General features: G+C 37.0%; 16 protein-coding genes and 1 tRNA gene. 16 read left to right on the top strand and 1 reads right to left on the bottom strand.

The features are described 5' to 3' along the window. Window positions 1–53 precede the first annotated feature (53 nt). From NGR58_RS08600 to rpsT, 16 genes are all read left to right on the top strand, one after another. A tRNA-Val gene (locus NGR58_RS08600) sits at window positions 54–126 on the top strand. A 171-nt stretch (window positions 127–297) separates the two neighbouring features. Beyond that, window positions 298–1,443, top strand: coding sequence for a tRNA guanosine(34) transglycosylase Tgt (gene tgt / locus NGR58_RS08595; RefSeq protein ID WP_115471673.1), 1,146 nt, complete (start codon window positions 298–300; stop codon window positions 1,441–1,443). A gap of 35 nt (window positions 1,444–1,478) precedes the next feature. Continuing rightward, window positions 1,479–1,853, top strand: coding sequence for a preprotein translocase subunit YajC (yajC, locus tag NGR58_RS08590; protein ID WP_258089116.1), 375 nt, complete (start codon window positions 1,479–1,481; stop codon window positions 1,851–1,853). 136 nt (window positions 1,854–1,989) lie between these two features. Next, window positions 1,990–3,105, top strand: coding sequence for a DNA polymerase IV (dinB, locus tag NGR58_RS08585; RefSeq protein ID WP_258089115.1), 1,116 nt, complete (start codon window positions 1,990–1,992; stop codon window positions 3,103–3,105). Window positions 3,106–3,209: 104 nt separating this feature from the next. After that, window positions 3,210–4,160, top strand: coding sequence for a DHH family phosphoesterase (locus NGR58_RS08580; RefSeq protein ID WP_258089114.1), 951 nt, complete (start codon window positions 3,210–3,212; stop codon window positions 4,158–4,160). Further along, on the top strand, window positions 4,160–5,518 hold the full coding sequence (locus NGR58_RS08575) for a DEAD/DEAH box helicase (protein WP_258089113.1): 1,359 nt from the start codon (window positions 4,160–4,162) through the stop codon (window positions 5,516–5,518). The genes NGR58_RS08580 and NGR58_RS08575 overlap by 1 nt, the downstream gene beginning before the upstream one ends. A 332-nt stretch (window positions 5,519–5,850) precedes the next feature. Continuing rightward, a complete protein-coding gene (gene alaS, locus NGR58_RS08570; protein WP_258089112.1) occupies window positions 5,851–8,499 on the top strand; it encodes an alanine--tRNA ligase in 2,649 nt (882 codons plus the stop codon). Window positions 8,500–8,544: 45 nt separating this feature from the next. Continuing rightward, entirely contained in the window at window positions 8,545–8,796 is a 252-nt protein-coding gene (locus NGR58_RS08565; RefSeq protein WP_002829001.1) for an IreB family regulatory phosphoprotein, read from the top strand. Between the two features lie 26 nt (window positions 8,797–8,822). Next, entirely contained in the window at window positions 8,823–9,257 is a 435-nt protein-coding gene (gene ruvX, locus NGR58_RS08560; RefSeq protein WP_075269876.1) for a Holliday junction resolvase RuvX, read from the top strand. A 12-nt stretch (window positions 9,258–9,269) separates the two neighbouring features. Further along, complete coding sequence (locus tag NGR58_RS08555) at window positions 9,270–9,554, top strand: DUF1292 domain-containing protein (RefSeq protein ID WP_258089111.1); 285 nt, start codon at window positions 9,270–9,272, stop codon at window positions 9,552–9,554. Between the two features lie 71 nt (window positions 9,555–9,625). Further along, on the top strand, window positions 9,626–9,898 hold the full coding sequence (locus tag NGR58_RS08550; RefSeq protein ID WP_075269874.1) for a DUF1292 domain-containing protein: 273 nt from the start codon (window positions 9,626–9,628) through the stop codon (window positions 9,896–9,898). A 133-nt stretch (window positions 9,899–10,031) separates the two neighbouring features. Next, entirely contained in the window at window positions 10,032–10,706 is a 675-nt protein-coding gene (locus NGR58_RS08545) for a helix-hairpin-helix domain-containing protein (protein ID WP_258089110.1), read from the top strand. A gap of 173 nt (window positions 10,707–10,879) precedes the next feature. After that, entirely contained in the window at window positions 10,880–12,949 is a 2,070-nt protein-coding gene (locus NGR58_RS08540; RefSeq protein WP_258089109.1) for a ComEC/Rec2 family competence protein, read from the top strand. 61 nt (window positions 12,950–13,010) lie between these two features. Beyond that, window positions 13,011–14,036: a DNA polymerase III subunit delta gene (gene holA / locus NGR58_RS08535; RefSeq protein ID WP_258089108.1), complete on the top strand. Its 1,026-nt coding sequence runs from the start codon at window positions 13,011–13,013 to the stop codon at window positions 14,034–14,036. 135 nt (window positions 14,037–14,171) lie between these two features. After that, the gene (gene rpsO, locus NGR58_RS08530) at window positions 14,172–14,441 is read left to right on the top strand and encodes a 30S ribosomal protein S15 (protein ID WP_040761154.1); all 270 of its coding nucleotides are present in this window, start codon (window positions 14,172–14,174) and stop codon (window positions 14,439–14,441) included. 55 nt (window positions 14,442–14,496) lie between these two features. Next, window positions 14,497–14,751 (top strand): 30S ribosomal protein S20, encoded by a 255-nt coding sequence (gene rpsT, locus NGR58_RS08525; protein ID WP_258089107.1) that lies wholly within the window; start codon window positions 14,497–14,499, stop codon window positions 14,749–14,751. A gap of 79 nt (window positions 14,752–14,830) precedes the next feature. Here rpsT and NGR58_RS08520 read toward each other — a convergent pair whose 3' ends face one another. Beyond that, complete coding sequence (locus tag NGR58_RS08520) at window positions 14,831–14,923, bottom strand: IS3 family transposase (protein ID WP_407077141.1); 93 nt, start codon at window positions 14,921–14,923, stop codon at window positions 14,831–14,833. Window positions 14,924–14,926: the final 3 nt, after the last annotated feature.

The following is a 14,926-nucleotide window of genomic DNA, read 5'->3' as shown; positions in this document are numbered from 1 at the left end:
AAAGTAGTTGGAGGATCGCCTCCTGCGAGGATAGGACATCGCGATGCATTAATGGACGTTTAGCTCAGCTGGGAGAGCACCTGCCTTACAAGCAGGGGGTCACAGGTTCGATCCCTGTAACGTCCATAGTAGATTATGGATACATATTATTTATAAAAAAGTTACCGAATATTTGGTAACTTTTTTATTTTAAAATCGATATAACGTGGATAAAATAAAAATCCAACCGTTATGAAACCGATGTTTCTGATATAATGGATACTAGTTTGTTTGTAGAGAATCGAAAGGAAATTTGATATGTCGGATTACGCAGTGAAGTATGAATTACTTCACGTCGAAAAGCATACAGGTGCACGATTAGGGAAAATTACGACACCGCATGGGGAAGTTATGACCCCAATGTTTATGCCTGTGGGTACACAAGCGACTGTGAAAGGTGTGTCACCACGTGAATTAAAAGAGATTAATTCGCAATTCATTTTATCAAATACATATCATTTATGGTTACGGCCAGGAGATGAGTTAATTGCTCGAGCTGGTGGTTTGCATAAATTTATGAATTGGGATGGTCCAATCCTAACTGATTCAGGTGGCTTTCAAGTCTGGTCATTATCAGATCATAATCACATTACTGAAGATGGGGTGACCTTTAGAAATCATTTAAATGGTGACGAGATGTTCTTATCGCCAGAAGTTGCTATGCGAATTCAAAATAATCTTGGCTCAGATGTCATGATGCAACTGGATGAAGCAATTCCTTATTTTGAGACATATGATTATGTTAAGAATTCAGTTGAACGAACATCGAGATGGGCGGAAAGAGCACAAAAGGCTCATAAACGTGAACAAGATCAAGCATTATTTGGTATTGTTCAAGGGGCAGGTTTCCGTGAATTACGAAAGCAGTCTGCACAGGATTTGGTATCATTAGATTTGCCAGGTTATGCCATTGGAGGCTTGTCAGTTGGTGAGTCAAAGCCGGAAATGAATCGTGTACTTGATTTTACAGTACCATTTCTACCAGAAAATAAGCCACGATATTTAATGGGGGTGGCCGCTCCAGATTCACTAATCGATGCTGCCATTCGTGGTATTGATATGTTCGATTGTGTGTTACCAACTCGAATTGGTCGTAAGGGAACCTTGATGACTTCAAATGGTCGCATTGTGATTAAGAATGCAAAATATAAAGATGATTTTTCATTAATTGATCCTGAGACTGAAGATTATGGTTCGCAGCATTTTACAAAAGCTTATTTACATCATCTTTTCAAAACAAATGAATTATATGGACAAACAATTGCATCAGTACATAATTTACGGTATTTGCTGAAATTGATGGAAGATGTCCGTCAAGCAATTGCAGAAGACCGTTTACTTGAATTTAGAGAAGAGACTTTACGTAAATACGGTTATTTTGAGCCAAATGCTAGATTGTTTTAAAATTAGTCAATATACTTAAGGAGTTTAAATTTATTATGAACGCAAATATACTTATTTTAGTTGTATTTATCGCCGCTATGTACTTTATTATGATTCGCCCACAACAAAAGCAACAAAAGAAGCGCCAAGCTATGATTAATAATGTTCAAGTTGGTGCTGAAGTAATCACTATTGGTGGTTTGCATGGTACTATTTCATCAGTTAATAAAGAAGCACATACCTTTGATTTGGATGCAGAAGGTGTTATCTTGGTTTTTGAATTGTCAGCTATTCGTCAAGTTGTTAAAGAAGCTAATGCACCAGTTACGACAGAAGAACTAACAGCAGAAGCGCCTGAAGTTAACGATTCTGAAGCAGATTCTGATGATAGTCAAGAAGCTACTGACGCGCAAAAAAATGAAGAAAAATAAGCTTTGTAAATTATGAGTTAGGTCTTTGAAAAATGCTAGTATTGCTAGTAATATTTTTCAAAGGCTTTTTATATGTAATTTTATAAGAATGTCTTATGATGAAAGTAAGTAAGTTTGATAAGTAAGGAGGGATTTCATGGCCAATTTGTTAGAAATACCGATCCATTTGAATACGAACCGTAAAATTTTGCATATTGATATGGATGCTTTTTATGCACAAATTGAAATGCGTGATAATCCTGATTATAAATCAGTGCCGTTAATCTTGGCGAATGATCCTCGTAAAACAGGTGGTCGGGGTGTGGTTGCAACTGCAAACTATTTAGCTCGTGAATTAGGGGTTCATTCGGCAATGAGTGCTGCTGAAGCTTTAAGTTTGGCACCGCAAGCAGTTTTTGTTCCGCCGAATTTTTCTAAATATCGTGACGTTTCTCAACAACTTCATCAAATTTTTAAACGTTATACCAATAAAATTGAGCCAGTAGCCTTTGACGAAGCTTATTTAGACATTACAGAGAACATACCAAAGATAAATAATCCAATTCAATTAGCACATGAGTTACAGCAGATTATTTATGAAGAGCTTGGATTGACGAGTTCAGTGGGCACTTCTTTTAATAAATTTTTAGCAAAATTAGCTTCCGAACATAATAAACCAAGTGGCTTAACGGTTATCAATCCAGAGGATATTCGCCCCTTCCTAGATATGTTACCGATTAATGAGATGCGTGGTGTGGGTACTAAAACTGCTGAACAAATGATGTCGTTAGGCATTCATAACGGTAAGGACTTGTTTAATACGACACAAAATAAATTGGCCGATACATTCGGGAAAAGTGGCTATATTTTTTATGAACGAATTAGAGGTGTTGATGACCGTCCGGTTGTTTGGCAACGAGAACGTAAATCGATTAGTAAAGAAAGAACTTATGGACCGTTTTTAGATTCTGAACAAGCAGTGATAGATGAATTAAAAGACTTGTCCGGTAAGTTAATGAAATCATTGATTAAATCACAGGTACATGGTAAAACATTGGTGCTAAAAATTCGAGATGATGAATTTCAAACGGCTACTCATCGTGCGACAAGAATCGACTTTTTTCCGAATGATGAAGATGAAATTTTTCGTGTTGCACAAGACATTTTGGATGAACTTGGTGGCTATCAAAACCCTATTCGATTGCTTGGTTTAACAATGACAAATTTGGCAGCACTATCCTTTGAAAATGTCGTATTACCTTTATATGAGTAGGAACTCATGTGATTTTTCTGATATACTTACATATATTGTTGATTCATATATCATTAACACAATTGTTAGTTAATAAAAATTTTTAATAGAATAGAGATTTGCTTATGACAGCGCAAACAGCAATATTAGCGCAAATAAAGGCCGCACACACAATAATTATTCATCGTCATCAAAGACCAGATCCTGATGCTTTTGGGTCACAATTTGGTTTAGCAGAATTAATAAAAACATCATTTCCTGAGAAACAGGTACACGTTGTTGGTAAAACAGTACCAAGTATGGCTTGGATGGGCCAAATGGAAAAAATTCCAAACAGTTTATATGATGATGCTTTAGTTATTGTCACTGATACAGCAAACTCACCACGAGTAGATGATCGTCGATTTGAATATGGTAAGGTATTAGTAAAAATAGACCATCATCCAAATGATGAACCATACGGTGATTATACTTGGGTTATAGAAGATGCCTCATCAACATCAGCGATGATTTTTTCATTTTATCAAGAATTTTCTGATGAATTGAAGTTATCGGATAAAGGTGCTGCATTTTTATACTCAGGAATCGTTGGCGATACGGGACGCTTTCTATATGGTACAAGCTCTGAAACAATGAACATTGTTGCTAAGTTAATGAAATTTAATTTTGATTGGGTAAAAATTAACCAGCAAATGGATACAATTTCATTACCAGCTGCCAAAGCATCCGGTTTCGTCTATGAAAACATGATAACGACGCCAAATGGTTTCAATTATATTATTCTAACTAGTGACATTGTTGAAAATTTTAATCTGGGAGATTTTGGTACGGCGTTTATTGTGCCTTTATTAGGTAAAGTGAATACGGTCAAAGCCTGGGCGGTTTTTGAACAACAAGATGATGGTTATTTCAGAGTGAGATTACGATCACGTGGCATCATTATTAATGAAATTGCCAAGCGACATGGTGGTGGTGGCCATGAATTTGCGGCTGGCGCAAAAGCAAAGAATATAGATGAAATTAATGACATCATTCATGAAACAGATAACTTACTAAAGGAGCAAACAAAAAGATAATGGCGAAATTTACCGATTATAATTTACGGTCAGAGATTTATGAAGCTCTGACAGCGTTACATTTTAAAGAACCAACAGCTGTGCAAGCAAAACTTATTCCAGTGATTTTACAGGGGCATTCAGTGGTTGGACAATCACAGACGGGATCAGGGAAGACCCACACTTTTTTAATTCCAATTTTTCAACAATATGATGCTGAAGATCAAAAAGTGCAGGCAGTTATTACAACGCCTTCACGAGAATTAGCACAACAGATTTATGAGGCAGCAAAGCAATTAGGTAGCGCTTTTTCAGAAGCTGATCAACCACGGATTAGCTTGTATGTTGGTGGAATGGACAAAAGCCGTCAAATTCACCAACTAAAAAATAAACAGCCACAAATTGTTATTGGAACACCCGGTCGTATTAAAGACTTATACCAAGCTGGCGAATTGGATATTCATACGGCCAGTACACTGGTCGTAGATGAAGCAGATATGACGCTTGACTTAGGTTTTCTACCTGATGTAGATGCGATTGCGAGCGCAATGCCTGAAGACTTGAAAATGCACGTCTTTTCAGCAACAATTCCACAAAAATTACAACCATTTTTAAAAAAATATTTGTCAAATCCCGTCATTGAAGAAATTCCTTCAGAGACAGTGATTGCACCCACTATTAAAAATATTTTGGTGGGGACAAAGGGTGAATCTAAAGATACGTTAATTTATAACTTGTTAACGATGGGAAATCCATATTTGGCACTAGTTTTTGCAAATACAAAACAAAGGGCACATGAGTTAACAAAAAGTTTACGTAGTCGTGGCTTAAAAGTCGTTGAAATCCATGGTGGTATTCAACCACGTGAGCGTAAGCGAACGATGCAACAAATTCAACATCTAGATTATCAATATGTTGTTGCTACTGATTTGGCGGCCAGAGGAATTGATATTCCAGGTGTTTCACTAATTATCAATGATGGTATTCCAACAGAGTTAGAATTCTTTATTCACCGAGTTGGTCGAACAGGTCGAAACGGTATGTCTGGAACAGCTATCACAATCTATAATCCGGATGAAGAAAATCGTGTCCAAATGGTTGAAAATATGGGCGTGAAATTTGAGCCAATGACCTATGCGCATGGCGAGTTGAAATCAGGGTATGATCGCCGTCGTCGTCAGAAACGTGCAAAGTCAACTGCTAAATTAGATCCAACCATGATTGGTATGGTGAAAAAGAAGAAGAAACGTGTTAAGCCAGGTTATAAACGACAGATTAAAAATAATATTGCTCGTGATGCAAAATATAAGAAACGTGTTGCAGAGCGTGAGACGCTACGTGCTGCTAAAAAAGCAAAAAAACGGTCGCACGGTAAATAATTTGTTAATTTATATTTACAAAAATATTTCAAGTTCTAAAAAGTAAGAAAAACATTAACGGATATGATATAATACCCACAAGGACATGTCAGATTATTTCTTAGAGCATACAGAAACGTTGTGTTTGATGGGAACAACGCTAAGGGTCATTTGACGCTACCTATTATAATTGTTTGCGAAAGTGAACCGCGTGCTAGCGATATTGGCAATTAAAGAGGTAATGATACAGACAATCATTGCAATCGGAGTGGTACCGCGTATGAGCGTCTCTGTTATTGCAATGACTGCCTGTTTTTTATTTAATATTTTTTGAAATGAGGCTTACATTAAAGATGAAAGAATTATCATCGGCTGAGGTTCGTAGCTTATTCTTGCGCTTCTTTGAAAGTAAAGGGCATAAAATTGAACCATCACAATCGCTAATCCCACAAAATGATTCAACTCTTCTTTGGATTAATTCTGGTGTTGCGACTTTGAAGAAGTATTTTGATGGAACGGTTGTTCCTGATAACCATCGTATTACTAATGCACAAAAGTCAATACGAACGAACGATATTGAAAATGTTGGTCATACAGCCCGTCATCATACGTTATTTGAAATGATGGGAAACTTTTCAATTGGTGATTACTTTAAGGAAGAAGTGATTCCATGGGCTTGGGAACTACTAACAAGTCCAGAATGGTTTGGTATGGATCCAGATAAATTGTATGTAACGGTATATCCAGATGATGACGAGACAAAAGACATTTGGTTAAATAAGGTTGGCCTACCTAAGGACCATCTTTACGATGAGCCAGATAACTTTTGGGATATTGGTGAGGGACCTTCAGGACCTGATTCTGAGATTTTTTACGATCGTGGGGCAGAATTTAATGATCCCGATGAATCAGAAAATTATCCTGGTGGTGAAAATGAACGTTACTTAGAAATTTGGAATTTGGTTTTCTCACAATTTAACCACCTACCTGGCTTAACAGATAATAAAGACTATCCTGAGTTGCCAACAAAAAACATTGATACTGGTATGGGATTAGAACGTGTTGTGTCTGTATTCCAACATGCGAAGACTAATTTTGAAACAGATCTATTTTTGCCGCTTATTCATAAAACTGAAGAAATTTCAGGACAGTACAAGTACGGTGAAGATGATACAAAGGACATTTCCTTCAAGGTGATTGCTGATCATATTCGTGCCGTAACTTTTGCTATTGGTGATAGCGCATTACCTTCTAATGAGGGACGTGGATACATTATCCGTCGACTACTACGTCGTGCTGTGTTGCATGGCCGTAAATTAGGCATTAATCAAGTGTTCTTAAAGGAGCTTGTTCCTGTCGTTGGTCAAATCATGATTTCTTATTATCCTGAAATTGCTGATAATGCTGATTATATTTCTTCAATTGTTGAAGCGGAAGAAATTCGTTTTAATAAGACATTAACTGATGGTTTGTCATTATTAGATGGTGTGATTGAAAAGGCTAAGAATGATCAGGGAGTTATTGACGGTGCAGTTGCGTTTAAACTATATGATACCTATGGTTTCCCATATGAATTAACAGAAGAGTATGCCGTTGATGAAGGCTTGAAGGTCGATCGTGCTGGCTTTGATAAAGAAATGAAAGCACAACAGGACCGAGCACGTGCAGCACGTTCTAATAACGCTTCGATGGGTGTTCAAAATGAGTTATTGACAGGATTAAAGACACCATCTCAATATGTTGGTTGGTCAGAATTAACGGTTGAACAATCTGAGTTGTCTAACCTAATTGTCGACAATAAGTTAGTTGAAGAAGTTAACACAGGTGAAGCACAAGCAATTTTTGCAAAGACGCCTTTCTATGCTGAGATGGGTGGTCAAGTGGCTGATCTTGGTACAATTTATGATGAATCTGGTCAACTAGTTGCAAAGGTAACTGACGTACAAAATGCACCGAATGGACAACATTTACATACCTTGTCTGTCAGTGCACCAATGTCTAGTGGTAAGCTATATAAACTTGATGTTGATCGTCCATATCATGCTGCGGTATCAAAAAACCATACGGCCACGCATTTGTTAGATCAAACTTTGCGTAATGTTCTTGGAGAGCATACGACACAAGCTGGATCACTTGTTACTGCAGAAGGATTACGTTTCGACTTTACTTATAATGGTTCAGTACCAACTGAAAAATTACAGGAAATCGAAGACGTTATTAATCAAAAAATTATTGATAATTTGCCTGTTTCATGGATTGAGACAGATATTGAAAACGCTAAAAAGTTAGGTGCGGTAGCAGTCTTTACTGAAAAGTATGGTGAAACCGTCCGTGTTGTTTCAATTGGTGATTATAATGTTGAGTTTGATGGTGGTACACATGCTAATTCAACAGCTGAATTAGGTATGTTTAAAATAGTTAGCGAACAAGGAACAGGTGCTGGTATCCGACGTATTGAGGCAGTTACTGGTGCTGGTGCAATGGCATTGTTCAAGTTGCACGATAGTTGGCTAGCTAAGGCAGCAGAACAAGTGAAAGCACCACAGCTTTCTGAAGTTAATGATAAAATTTCTGTCCTACAAACAGCACTTAAAGAGGCAGAACGTCAGTCGGCTTCTCTTGAGCAAAAATTAGCTAATCAAGAAGCTAATGCTGCATTTGCGAACCCACAAAAGGTTAATAACTATACACTAATTGCAACTGAGATGGCGGTTGAATCAATGGACGTGTTGCGTTCAACTGCTGATACGTGGAAGCAAAGTACACCATCAGATGTATTGGTTTTGGCTGCTAATCTTGGTGAGAAGGTTAACCTGTTGGTTGCAGTTTCTCCATCAGCAGTTAAAAAGGGTATTAAAGCGGGTGAACTGGTAAAGGCAATCGCGCCAGCAATTGGTGGTGGCGGTGGTGGTCGCCCTGATATGGCTCAAGCTGGTGGTAAAAACCCAGCTGGTATCGCAGACGCCTTTAAGCAAGCAGCTGACTGGTTACAAGATAAATAAAAGTTAGTTTTATTAATAGAAACCTTAAAGGGAGGTTTGGGTATAATGAGTTCATTGGATAATACGGCAGTATTTAAATTTGGTAATAATGAATCGCATGATGTCCGAAAGATGTTGGAAGTTGTATATGCAGCGTTGGAATCAAAAGGATATAATCCGATTAACCAAATCGTTGGCTATTTAATTTCAAATGATCCGGCATATATTCCACGTGTTAATGATGCTCGAAATTTGATTCGTAAATTTGAACGTGATGAAATTATCGAGGCATTAGTAACGGACTATTTAGCAAAGTAATATCGTAGAGGAAGAGGTCAAATGATATGAAGCGTATTCTAGGTTTGGATGTCGGTTCACGCACAGTAGGTGTTGCAGTTTCTGATCAGTTAGGATGGACTGCGCAAGGCGTGGAAATTATTCAAATAAATGAAGATGAGAAAGAATTTGGCATCGACCGAATGAAAGAACTAGTGACTAAGTATGAGCCAGGTGGCTTTGTTTTAGGTCTACCTAAAAATATGAATAATACTTCGGGACCACGTGTTGATGCCTCACGCGCTTATGGTGAGTTGTTGAAAGAAACCTTTGGACTACCAATTGACTTTCAAGACGAACGTTTGACAACTGTTGAAGCGGAGCGCATGCTAATTGAAGAAGCTGATACGTCTAGAAAAAAACGTAAAAAAGTTATCGATAAGTTGGCTGCTGGTTTGATTTTACAAAATTATTTGGATCGTAAGGGACCACTAGTAAAGTAAGAAGGTAAACAAATGGATGAAGAACAAGACATTATTACGTTAGTTGATGATAATGGGGATGAACAATTATTTGAGGTATTATTCACCTTCAAATCGGAAGAATATGGTAAGTCATATATTATTCTTTACCCGGCTGGTTCAGGCGAGGATGAAGAAGTTGAGATGTTAGCCTATATTTTTGACCCAGAAGAAACAAAAGTTGCCACAGAAGGTGGTTTGACACCAATTGAGGATGATGCAGAATGGGCTATGGTCGAGGAACATTTAAATCAATTTTTAGATGAGCAAGAAAATTAGTTAAAGGTTAGTTGAGAACATCTATCCAATGTTATCGGATAGGTGTTCTTATCTTTATTAGGAGAGATGAGATGGACGAGGCAGAAGTTTTTATTTTGACTGATTCAGACGGTCAAGAACATGAATTTCAAGAATTATTTTCATTTGATTCAGAGGATTTTCATCGGTCGTATATCATCTTAGGTCCGGTTACGGAAAATGAAGATGAAGAGGTTGACGTTTTACCATTTATTTACGATAAAAATGCGGAAGAAGGCATGTTACAACCAATTGAAACGGATGAAGAGTTTGCGATGGTTGAAGAAGTTATGAATACAATTTTTAACGACCCAAAATTACAATAATTAATAAACTTTAAGTTAAGAAAGACTGGGACAAAAAGGATTGTCTCAGTTTTTTTAATGCTGAAAATTCAGTGATTATAATGTGGAAAATTTAATTGTATCTACGTCTTTATTATTAGAAAGGGGGGAGCATATGGTTCAAATTAAAGCATTATATTATCGCTATCAACATCAGATATACTTTAGTGTCATTTTAATTATCGTAGGGATTAGTCTGTTAATTTGGTGGCAAGTTTCTCAAAGTAGTAACAGTGTGTCATCAAAAGATTTTACAACCATTGCAGCGCATCAAAAAGATGCAAAAAAAATAAAAAAACCAATAAATAATGAAAAATCAGCAAACATTGTGATTGATGTGAAGGGAGCTGTTCATCGACCAGGCGTTTATTATTTTGATAAGCAGCCAATCGTTGCAGAGGTATTAAGCCGTGCCGGAGGAACCTTATCCAGCGTTGACAGTGTTCGAATAAATCTGGCAGCAACGTTAACTAATGGGCAGGTTCTCTATATTCCAACAGGAGATGAACAAGTGCCTGACGCGTATCCTTTACCAGGACAATCCCCACAGAATGTTCAGGATGATTTTCGGAACAATCGTCCTGATCAATCTAGTAATGATAAGATCAACTTAAATACAGCCGACAGTGCGGCATTACAAAATTTACCAGGAATTGGTGAAAAAAGAGCACAAGATATTATTAAACAGCGTGAAACGATGGGTGGGTTTAAAGTAGTTACCGATTTACAGAAAGTAAATGGCATTGGTGAAAAAACATTTACAAAATTGGAACCTTTGGTAACGGTATGAAATCGGGATACTTATTGATATTAGGGATGTGTTTGGCATGCATTAATGTTATATTCTTATTTCATTTTTGGTGGGCTATCCCCATTTTTCTATGGCTGATTATTTTGTTATATCGTAAATTTAGTTTTCGCCTATTGAGTACTTGTATTTTAATAATCGTTTTGAGCTATTTTATGTATTGGCAGTTCAATATCAGTCGTTTAGATAAACAAGCTGTTGATGACATTAATTCTTATCTTGTGATTCATCCTGATAATATCGATATCAAGCCAGATTACGGTTCTGGAACTGCTAGATTGACGACTGGTGAAAAAGTACGCATAAGTTTCGATAAACAGAGTGAAATAGCAAAAAAATGTTCTCAAAATTCACACCCAATTTTTGTTCAAATTACTGGTAAACTAAATCATATACGTGAAGCACGTAATGAATATTCTTTTAATCCTGATGCTTATTGGCGTAGTCGAGGTATTGTACATCGTTTACAGATAAAAAAAGCAAAAGTATTAGGAGATGCCAAACCAAGGCATTTTGTTGAGTTGATAGTTTGGACGATTCATAGTTTCCATTGCCAACTGGTTAATTGGTTTGAAAAGTTACCCAAAGGATTAAGAGATTATGGGGAGACTTTACTGCTAGGCTATACACGTCCAGAATTTTATATTGAGAATGGCGGTATTCAATTACTAGGTTTGATGCATCTGTTTAGTATTTCAGGCTTTCAGGTAACGATTGTCTACCAAATATGGCGTTGCTTATCACAACGGTTATGGATCCAACGTGAGCATTCGCTGGTTATTGTGCAATTTATTTTAATTATCTTATGGGTATTTGCTGGTGGTGTGCAATCATTGATTAGGCCTATATTTTTAGGCGTGAGTCAAGCATGGCGTGATTTACATTGGCTTAATATTGATGCAAAGGATGCTTGGGGATTAGCATTGATAGGTGGTTTGTTAATTGAACCAGGAGTTTTACATAATTTAGGCGGTCAACTATCTTACTTATTGACTTTTGGATTACTTTGGCTTCAGAATCGTCCTTCGTGGTATCAAAGTATCTGGCTATCATTTTTTATTTTACCGACATTACTATGGCATACTTTTAGTTGGCACCCAGTTAGTTTAATTGCTAATTTAATAATCGTACCTATTTTTGTATGGTTCATTATGCCTGTTATCACCCTTGGAATTTTTGCGACCATCTGTCATTTTATCTGGTTGCAAACTATTTGCGAATGGATTATTAATAACATGCAGCTATGCATTACATGGGGTGAAAGGATACCCGGTGAATGTTTATTTGGTCGGCCATTAATATTGTTTTGTATTGTTTTGACTTTATTGCCTTTGGTATGGTTAGTATCCCAGAAAAAATATTGGCTTGTGATATTAGTTTGTTGCTATTCAGTGGCTTGGTTAACCCCACGAATGTTTTCCGGCGGTTTTATTGCATTTTTTGATATTGGGCAAGGAGATACGACCATATTAAGACCAACACATCAGCAAGTAACTATGGTTGATGTTGGTGGTAAATTTCAATTTTCGCAAAACAATCAGCAAGGACAGCCTATTACTAATTATCAGGTTGAAGAATTAATTCATTTTTTAAAAGGACATGCTATTGATAACGTGCAGCAGCTAATACTGACGCATAAGGATATCGATCATATAGGAAATGTTTCAGATTTCCTAGCAGAGATTAAAGTGGCAAAAATATATGTACCTGCTGGTATGGAACGCCAGGCTAAATTTAATAAGCGAATCACGAAATACATTCACTCCGGAGGAAAAGTATGTCCAGTACTAGCGGGAATGAAAATTACTCAAGCTATTCAAGTTTGTCATCCGTTACAACAAGGGATGGGTGAAAATGATGATTCTATTGCAATCTATGTTAACTTTAAGCGGGTTAAACTAATGATGACTGGGGATTTATCTAAAAAAGGGGAGAAAGAAATCCTAAAACATTATAATATACCACCAGTCGATATTCTTAAATTGGGTCATCATGGCTCAAAGACCAGTACTGATGCAGCATTCGTTAGTCATTTAAAGCCGCATTTTGGTATTGTTTCGGCCGGTGTGAATAATCGCTACGGACACCCAAATAAGGAAACGTTGATGACTGCAAAAAAATACCATGTTGTTATTTATAATACTGCTAAACAGGGTATGATTAAGGTAAAATGGGGGCTTTTTAATTGTTATCGTTTATTTTATGTTCATAAATTAAAACATTAGTGGGCAGAAACGTTGAGACGTGCTATCTTATAATATAGAAAAAAGTAGGAGGAATGTTGTTTTGACCGTAACTTTAACAGATGTTTTGAATGATGTGCAGACAGGACAACTACATCCAATTTATTTTGTCCAAGGTCAGGATCAATATCTATTGGACCTGGTTAGAGAAAAGTTTTTGACCGTTATTCAGCCAGAAGACCGGACGCTGAACTTGGCGCAATTTGATTTAACAGAAGTGCCCTTAAGTTTGGCCATTGACGATGCTAAGTCGGTACCATTTTTTGGTGATCAACGAGTGGTGATTTTAGACAATCCGTATTTTTTAACCGGTGAACGTCAAAAAAATAATCTAGAACATCATGTTGAAGATTTGGTGAACTACATTAATCAACCTGAGCCACAAACAATATTAGTTATTTTCGCACCGTATGATAAACTGGATAACCGTAAGAAAGTCACAAAACTGTTGAAAGAACAAGCGAGATATCTCTCATTTGTGAACTTAAGTGAAAAAGATATTAACCAATTTGTTAGTGATCGGCTAAATGAAAGAGGTTATACAATTGATTCTGAGGCAAAACAAGAATTGATTCGATTGACCAATTCTTCGTTGACCCAGATGATGTCAGAGCTAGATAAATTAATGCTTTATACGGTAGCGAAAAAGCAGATTAGGGTTGCTGATGTAAAAGATTTAGTGACTCATACGTTGACTGAAAATATTTTTGATTTAATTGATAGTTTACTAAATGGACAATTAACGCGTACTGTTAGTTTATACCATGAGTTGCTAGCTACTGGTGAAGAACCGCTTCGTCTGCATGGTGCGTTAATTGGTCAATTCCGTTTGTTGCTGCAAGTTAAATCTAACGTGAAGAGTGAAAGGGGAATCGCCTCTGAACTGAAAGTTCACCCATATCGAGTTAAATTAGCTAAACGTACTGTCAGAAAATTTAGCTATCTTAGATTAGCAAGGGCATATCTTGGTTTGGTTAGTATGGAAGAACAACTGAAGTCGACAGCCCGAGATCCGGAATTGTTATTCGAACTGTTTATTTTAAAATATAAAAATGAAATGGCTGAATAAAAAACTTGCATATAGTTATCTAATTTAGTATTATATTTAGAGTGCATTAGCACATGACCTTTTACTATGTTTGACGGTTCACCGTCGTCATACGTTGTTTGAGGCGACTATATTATGAAAGGTGGATATCCAACAATGGCTATTTCTGCAGAACGCAAGAATGAAATCATCAATGAGTTCGCTCGTCACGAAGGTGATACTGGTTCAGTTGAAGTTCAAGTTGCAGTGTTAACTGCTGACATCAACGAATTGAACGGACATATGTCAGAGCACAAGCATGACTTTCACTCACAACGTGGCTTGATGAAGAAAATCGGTCACCGTCGTAACTTGTTACGTTACCTACGTAATAATGATGTACAACGCTACCGTGAGTTGATCCAAAAGCTTGGTTTGCGTCGTTAATATAAATATATTAATCACGTTTTTATTTTGACATTTATCATCGGAGGGAAAAGCGATGCCAATTATTGAGTCATCAATCCAACGTGCCCGCTTGAACAAGGTGCAACGCGAGCGTAACATCTCACAATTAAGTGCATACCGTACTGAAGTGAAGAAGTTCCGTGTTGCTGCTGAAACTGGCGAAGGTAACTTGCAAGAGTTATTTGCTTCAGCTTCATCAGCAATCGATCGTGCCGCATCAAAGGGCTTGATTGCTAAGAACAAGGCTTCACGTGATAAGTCACGTTTAGCTACATTGTTGAAGAAGTAATTTCTAATTACAAATAGACAATATGAAAAGGCTAGTAGCATATGCTACTTGAACTGAACCCCAAAAATTGGAGAGAAGTTTAAGCAACTAGCTGGTCGGAAAGATTTCGGTATTGAACCGGAGTTTTTCCGGCCAGTTTTGTTTTAATCCGTTTATTATTGTAGTAATAGATATA

The organism is Weissella fangxianensis (assembly GCF_024718545.1).
GTDB lineage: Bacteria > Bacillota > Bacilli > Lactobacillales > Lactobacillaceae > Weissella > Weissella fangxianensis.
This window is presented reverse-complemented; position numbering and strand designations above follow the sequence as displayed.

What these genes read in the sequence shown, in the direction of transcription:
- dinB (WP_258089115.1), top strand. Translation starts at nt 1,990, where the DNA reads ATGGCCAATTTGTTAGAAATACCGATCCATTTGAATACGAACCGTAAA.
- rpsT (WP_258089107.1), top strand. Translation starts at nt 14,497, where the DNA reads ATGCCAATTATTGAGTCATCAATCCAACGTGCCCGCTTGAACAAGGTG.
- ruvX (WP_075269876.1), top strand. Translation starts at nt 8,823, where the DNA reads ATGAAGCGTATTCTAGGTTTGGATGTCGGTTCACGCACAGTAGGTGTT.
- NGR58_RS08540 (WP_258089109.1), top strand. Translation starts at nt 10,880, where the DNA reads ATGTATTGGCAGTTCAATATCAGTCGTTTAGATAAACAAGCTGTTGAT.
- NGR58_RS08545 (WP_258089110.1), top strand. Translation starts at nt 10,032, where the DNA reads ATGGTTCAAATTAAAGCATTATATTATCGCTATCAACATCAGATATAC.
- NGR58_RS08565 (WP_002829001.1), top strand. Translation starts at nt 8,545, where the DNA reads ATGAGTTCATTGGATAATACGGCAGTATTTAAATTTGGTAATAATGAA.
- NGR58_RS08575 (WP_258089113.1), top strand. Translation starts at nt 4,160, where the DNA reads ATGGCGAAATTTACCGATTATAATTTACGGTCAGAGATTTATGAAGCT.
- alaS (WP_258089112.1), top strand. Translation starts at nt 5,851, where the DNA reads ATGAAAGAATTATCATCGGCTGAGGTTCGTAGCTTATTCTTGCGCTTC.
- yajC (WP_258089116.1), top strand. Translation starts at nt 1,479, where the DNA reads ATGAACGCAAATATACTTATTTTAGTTGTATTTATCGCCGCTATGTAC.
- NGR58_RS08550 (WP_075269874.1), top strand. Translation starts at nt 9,626, where the DNA reads ATGGACGAGGCAGAAGTTTTTATTTTGACTGATTCAGACGGTCAAGAA.
- NGR58_RS08580 (WP_258089114.1), top strand. Translation starts at nt 3,210, where the DNA reads ATGACAGCGCAAACAGCAATATTAGCGCAAATAAAGGCCGCACACACA.
- NGR58_RS08555 (WP_258089111.1), top strand. Translation starts at nt 9,270, where the DNA reads ATGGATGAAGAACAAGACATTATTACGTTAGTTGATGATAATGGGGAT.
- tgt (WP_115471673.1), top strand. Translation starts at nt 298, where the DNA reads ATGTCGGATTACGCAGTGAAGTATGAATTACTTCACGTCGAAAAGCAT.
- rpsO (WP_040761154.1), top strand. Translation starts at nt 14,172, where the DNA reads ATGGCTATTTCTGCAGAACGCAAGAATGAAATCATCAATGAGTTCGCT.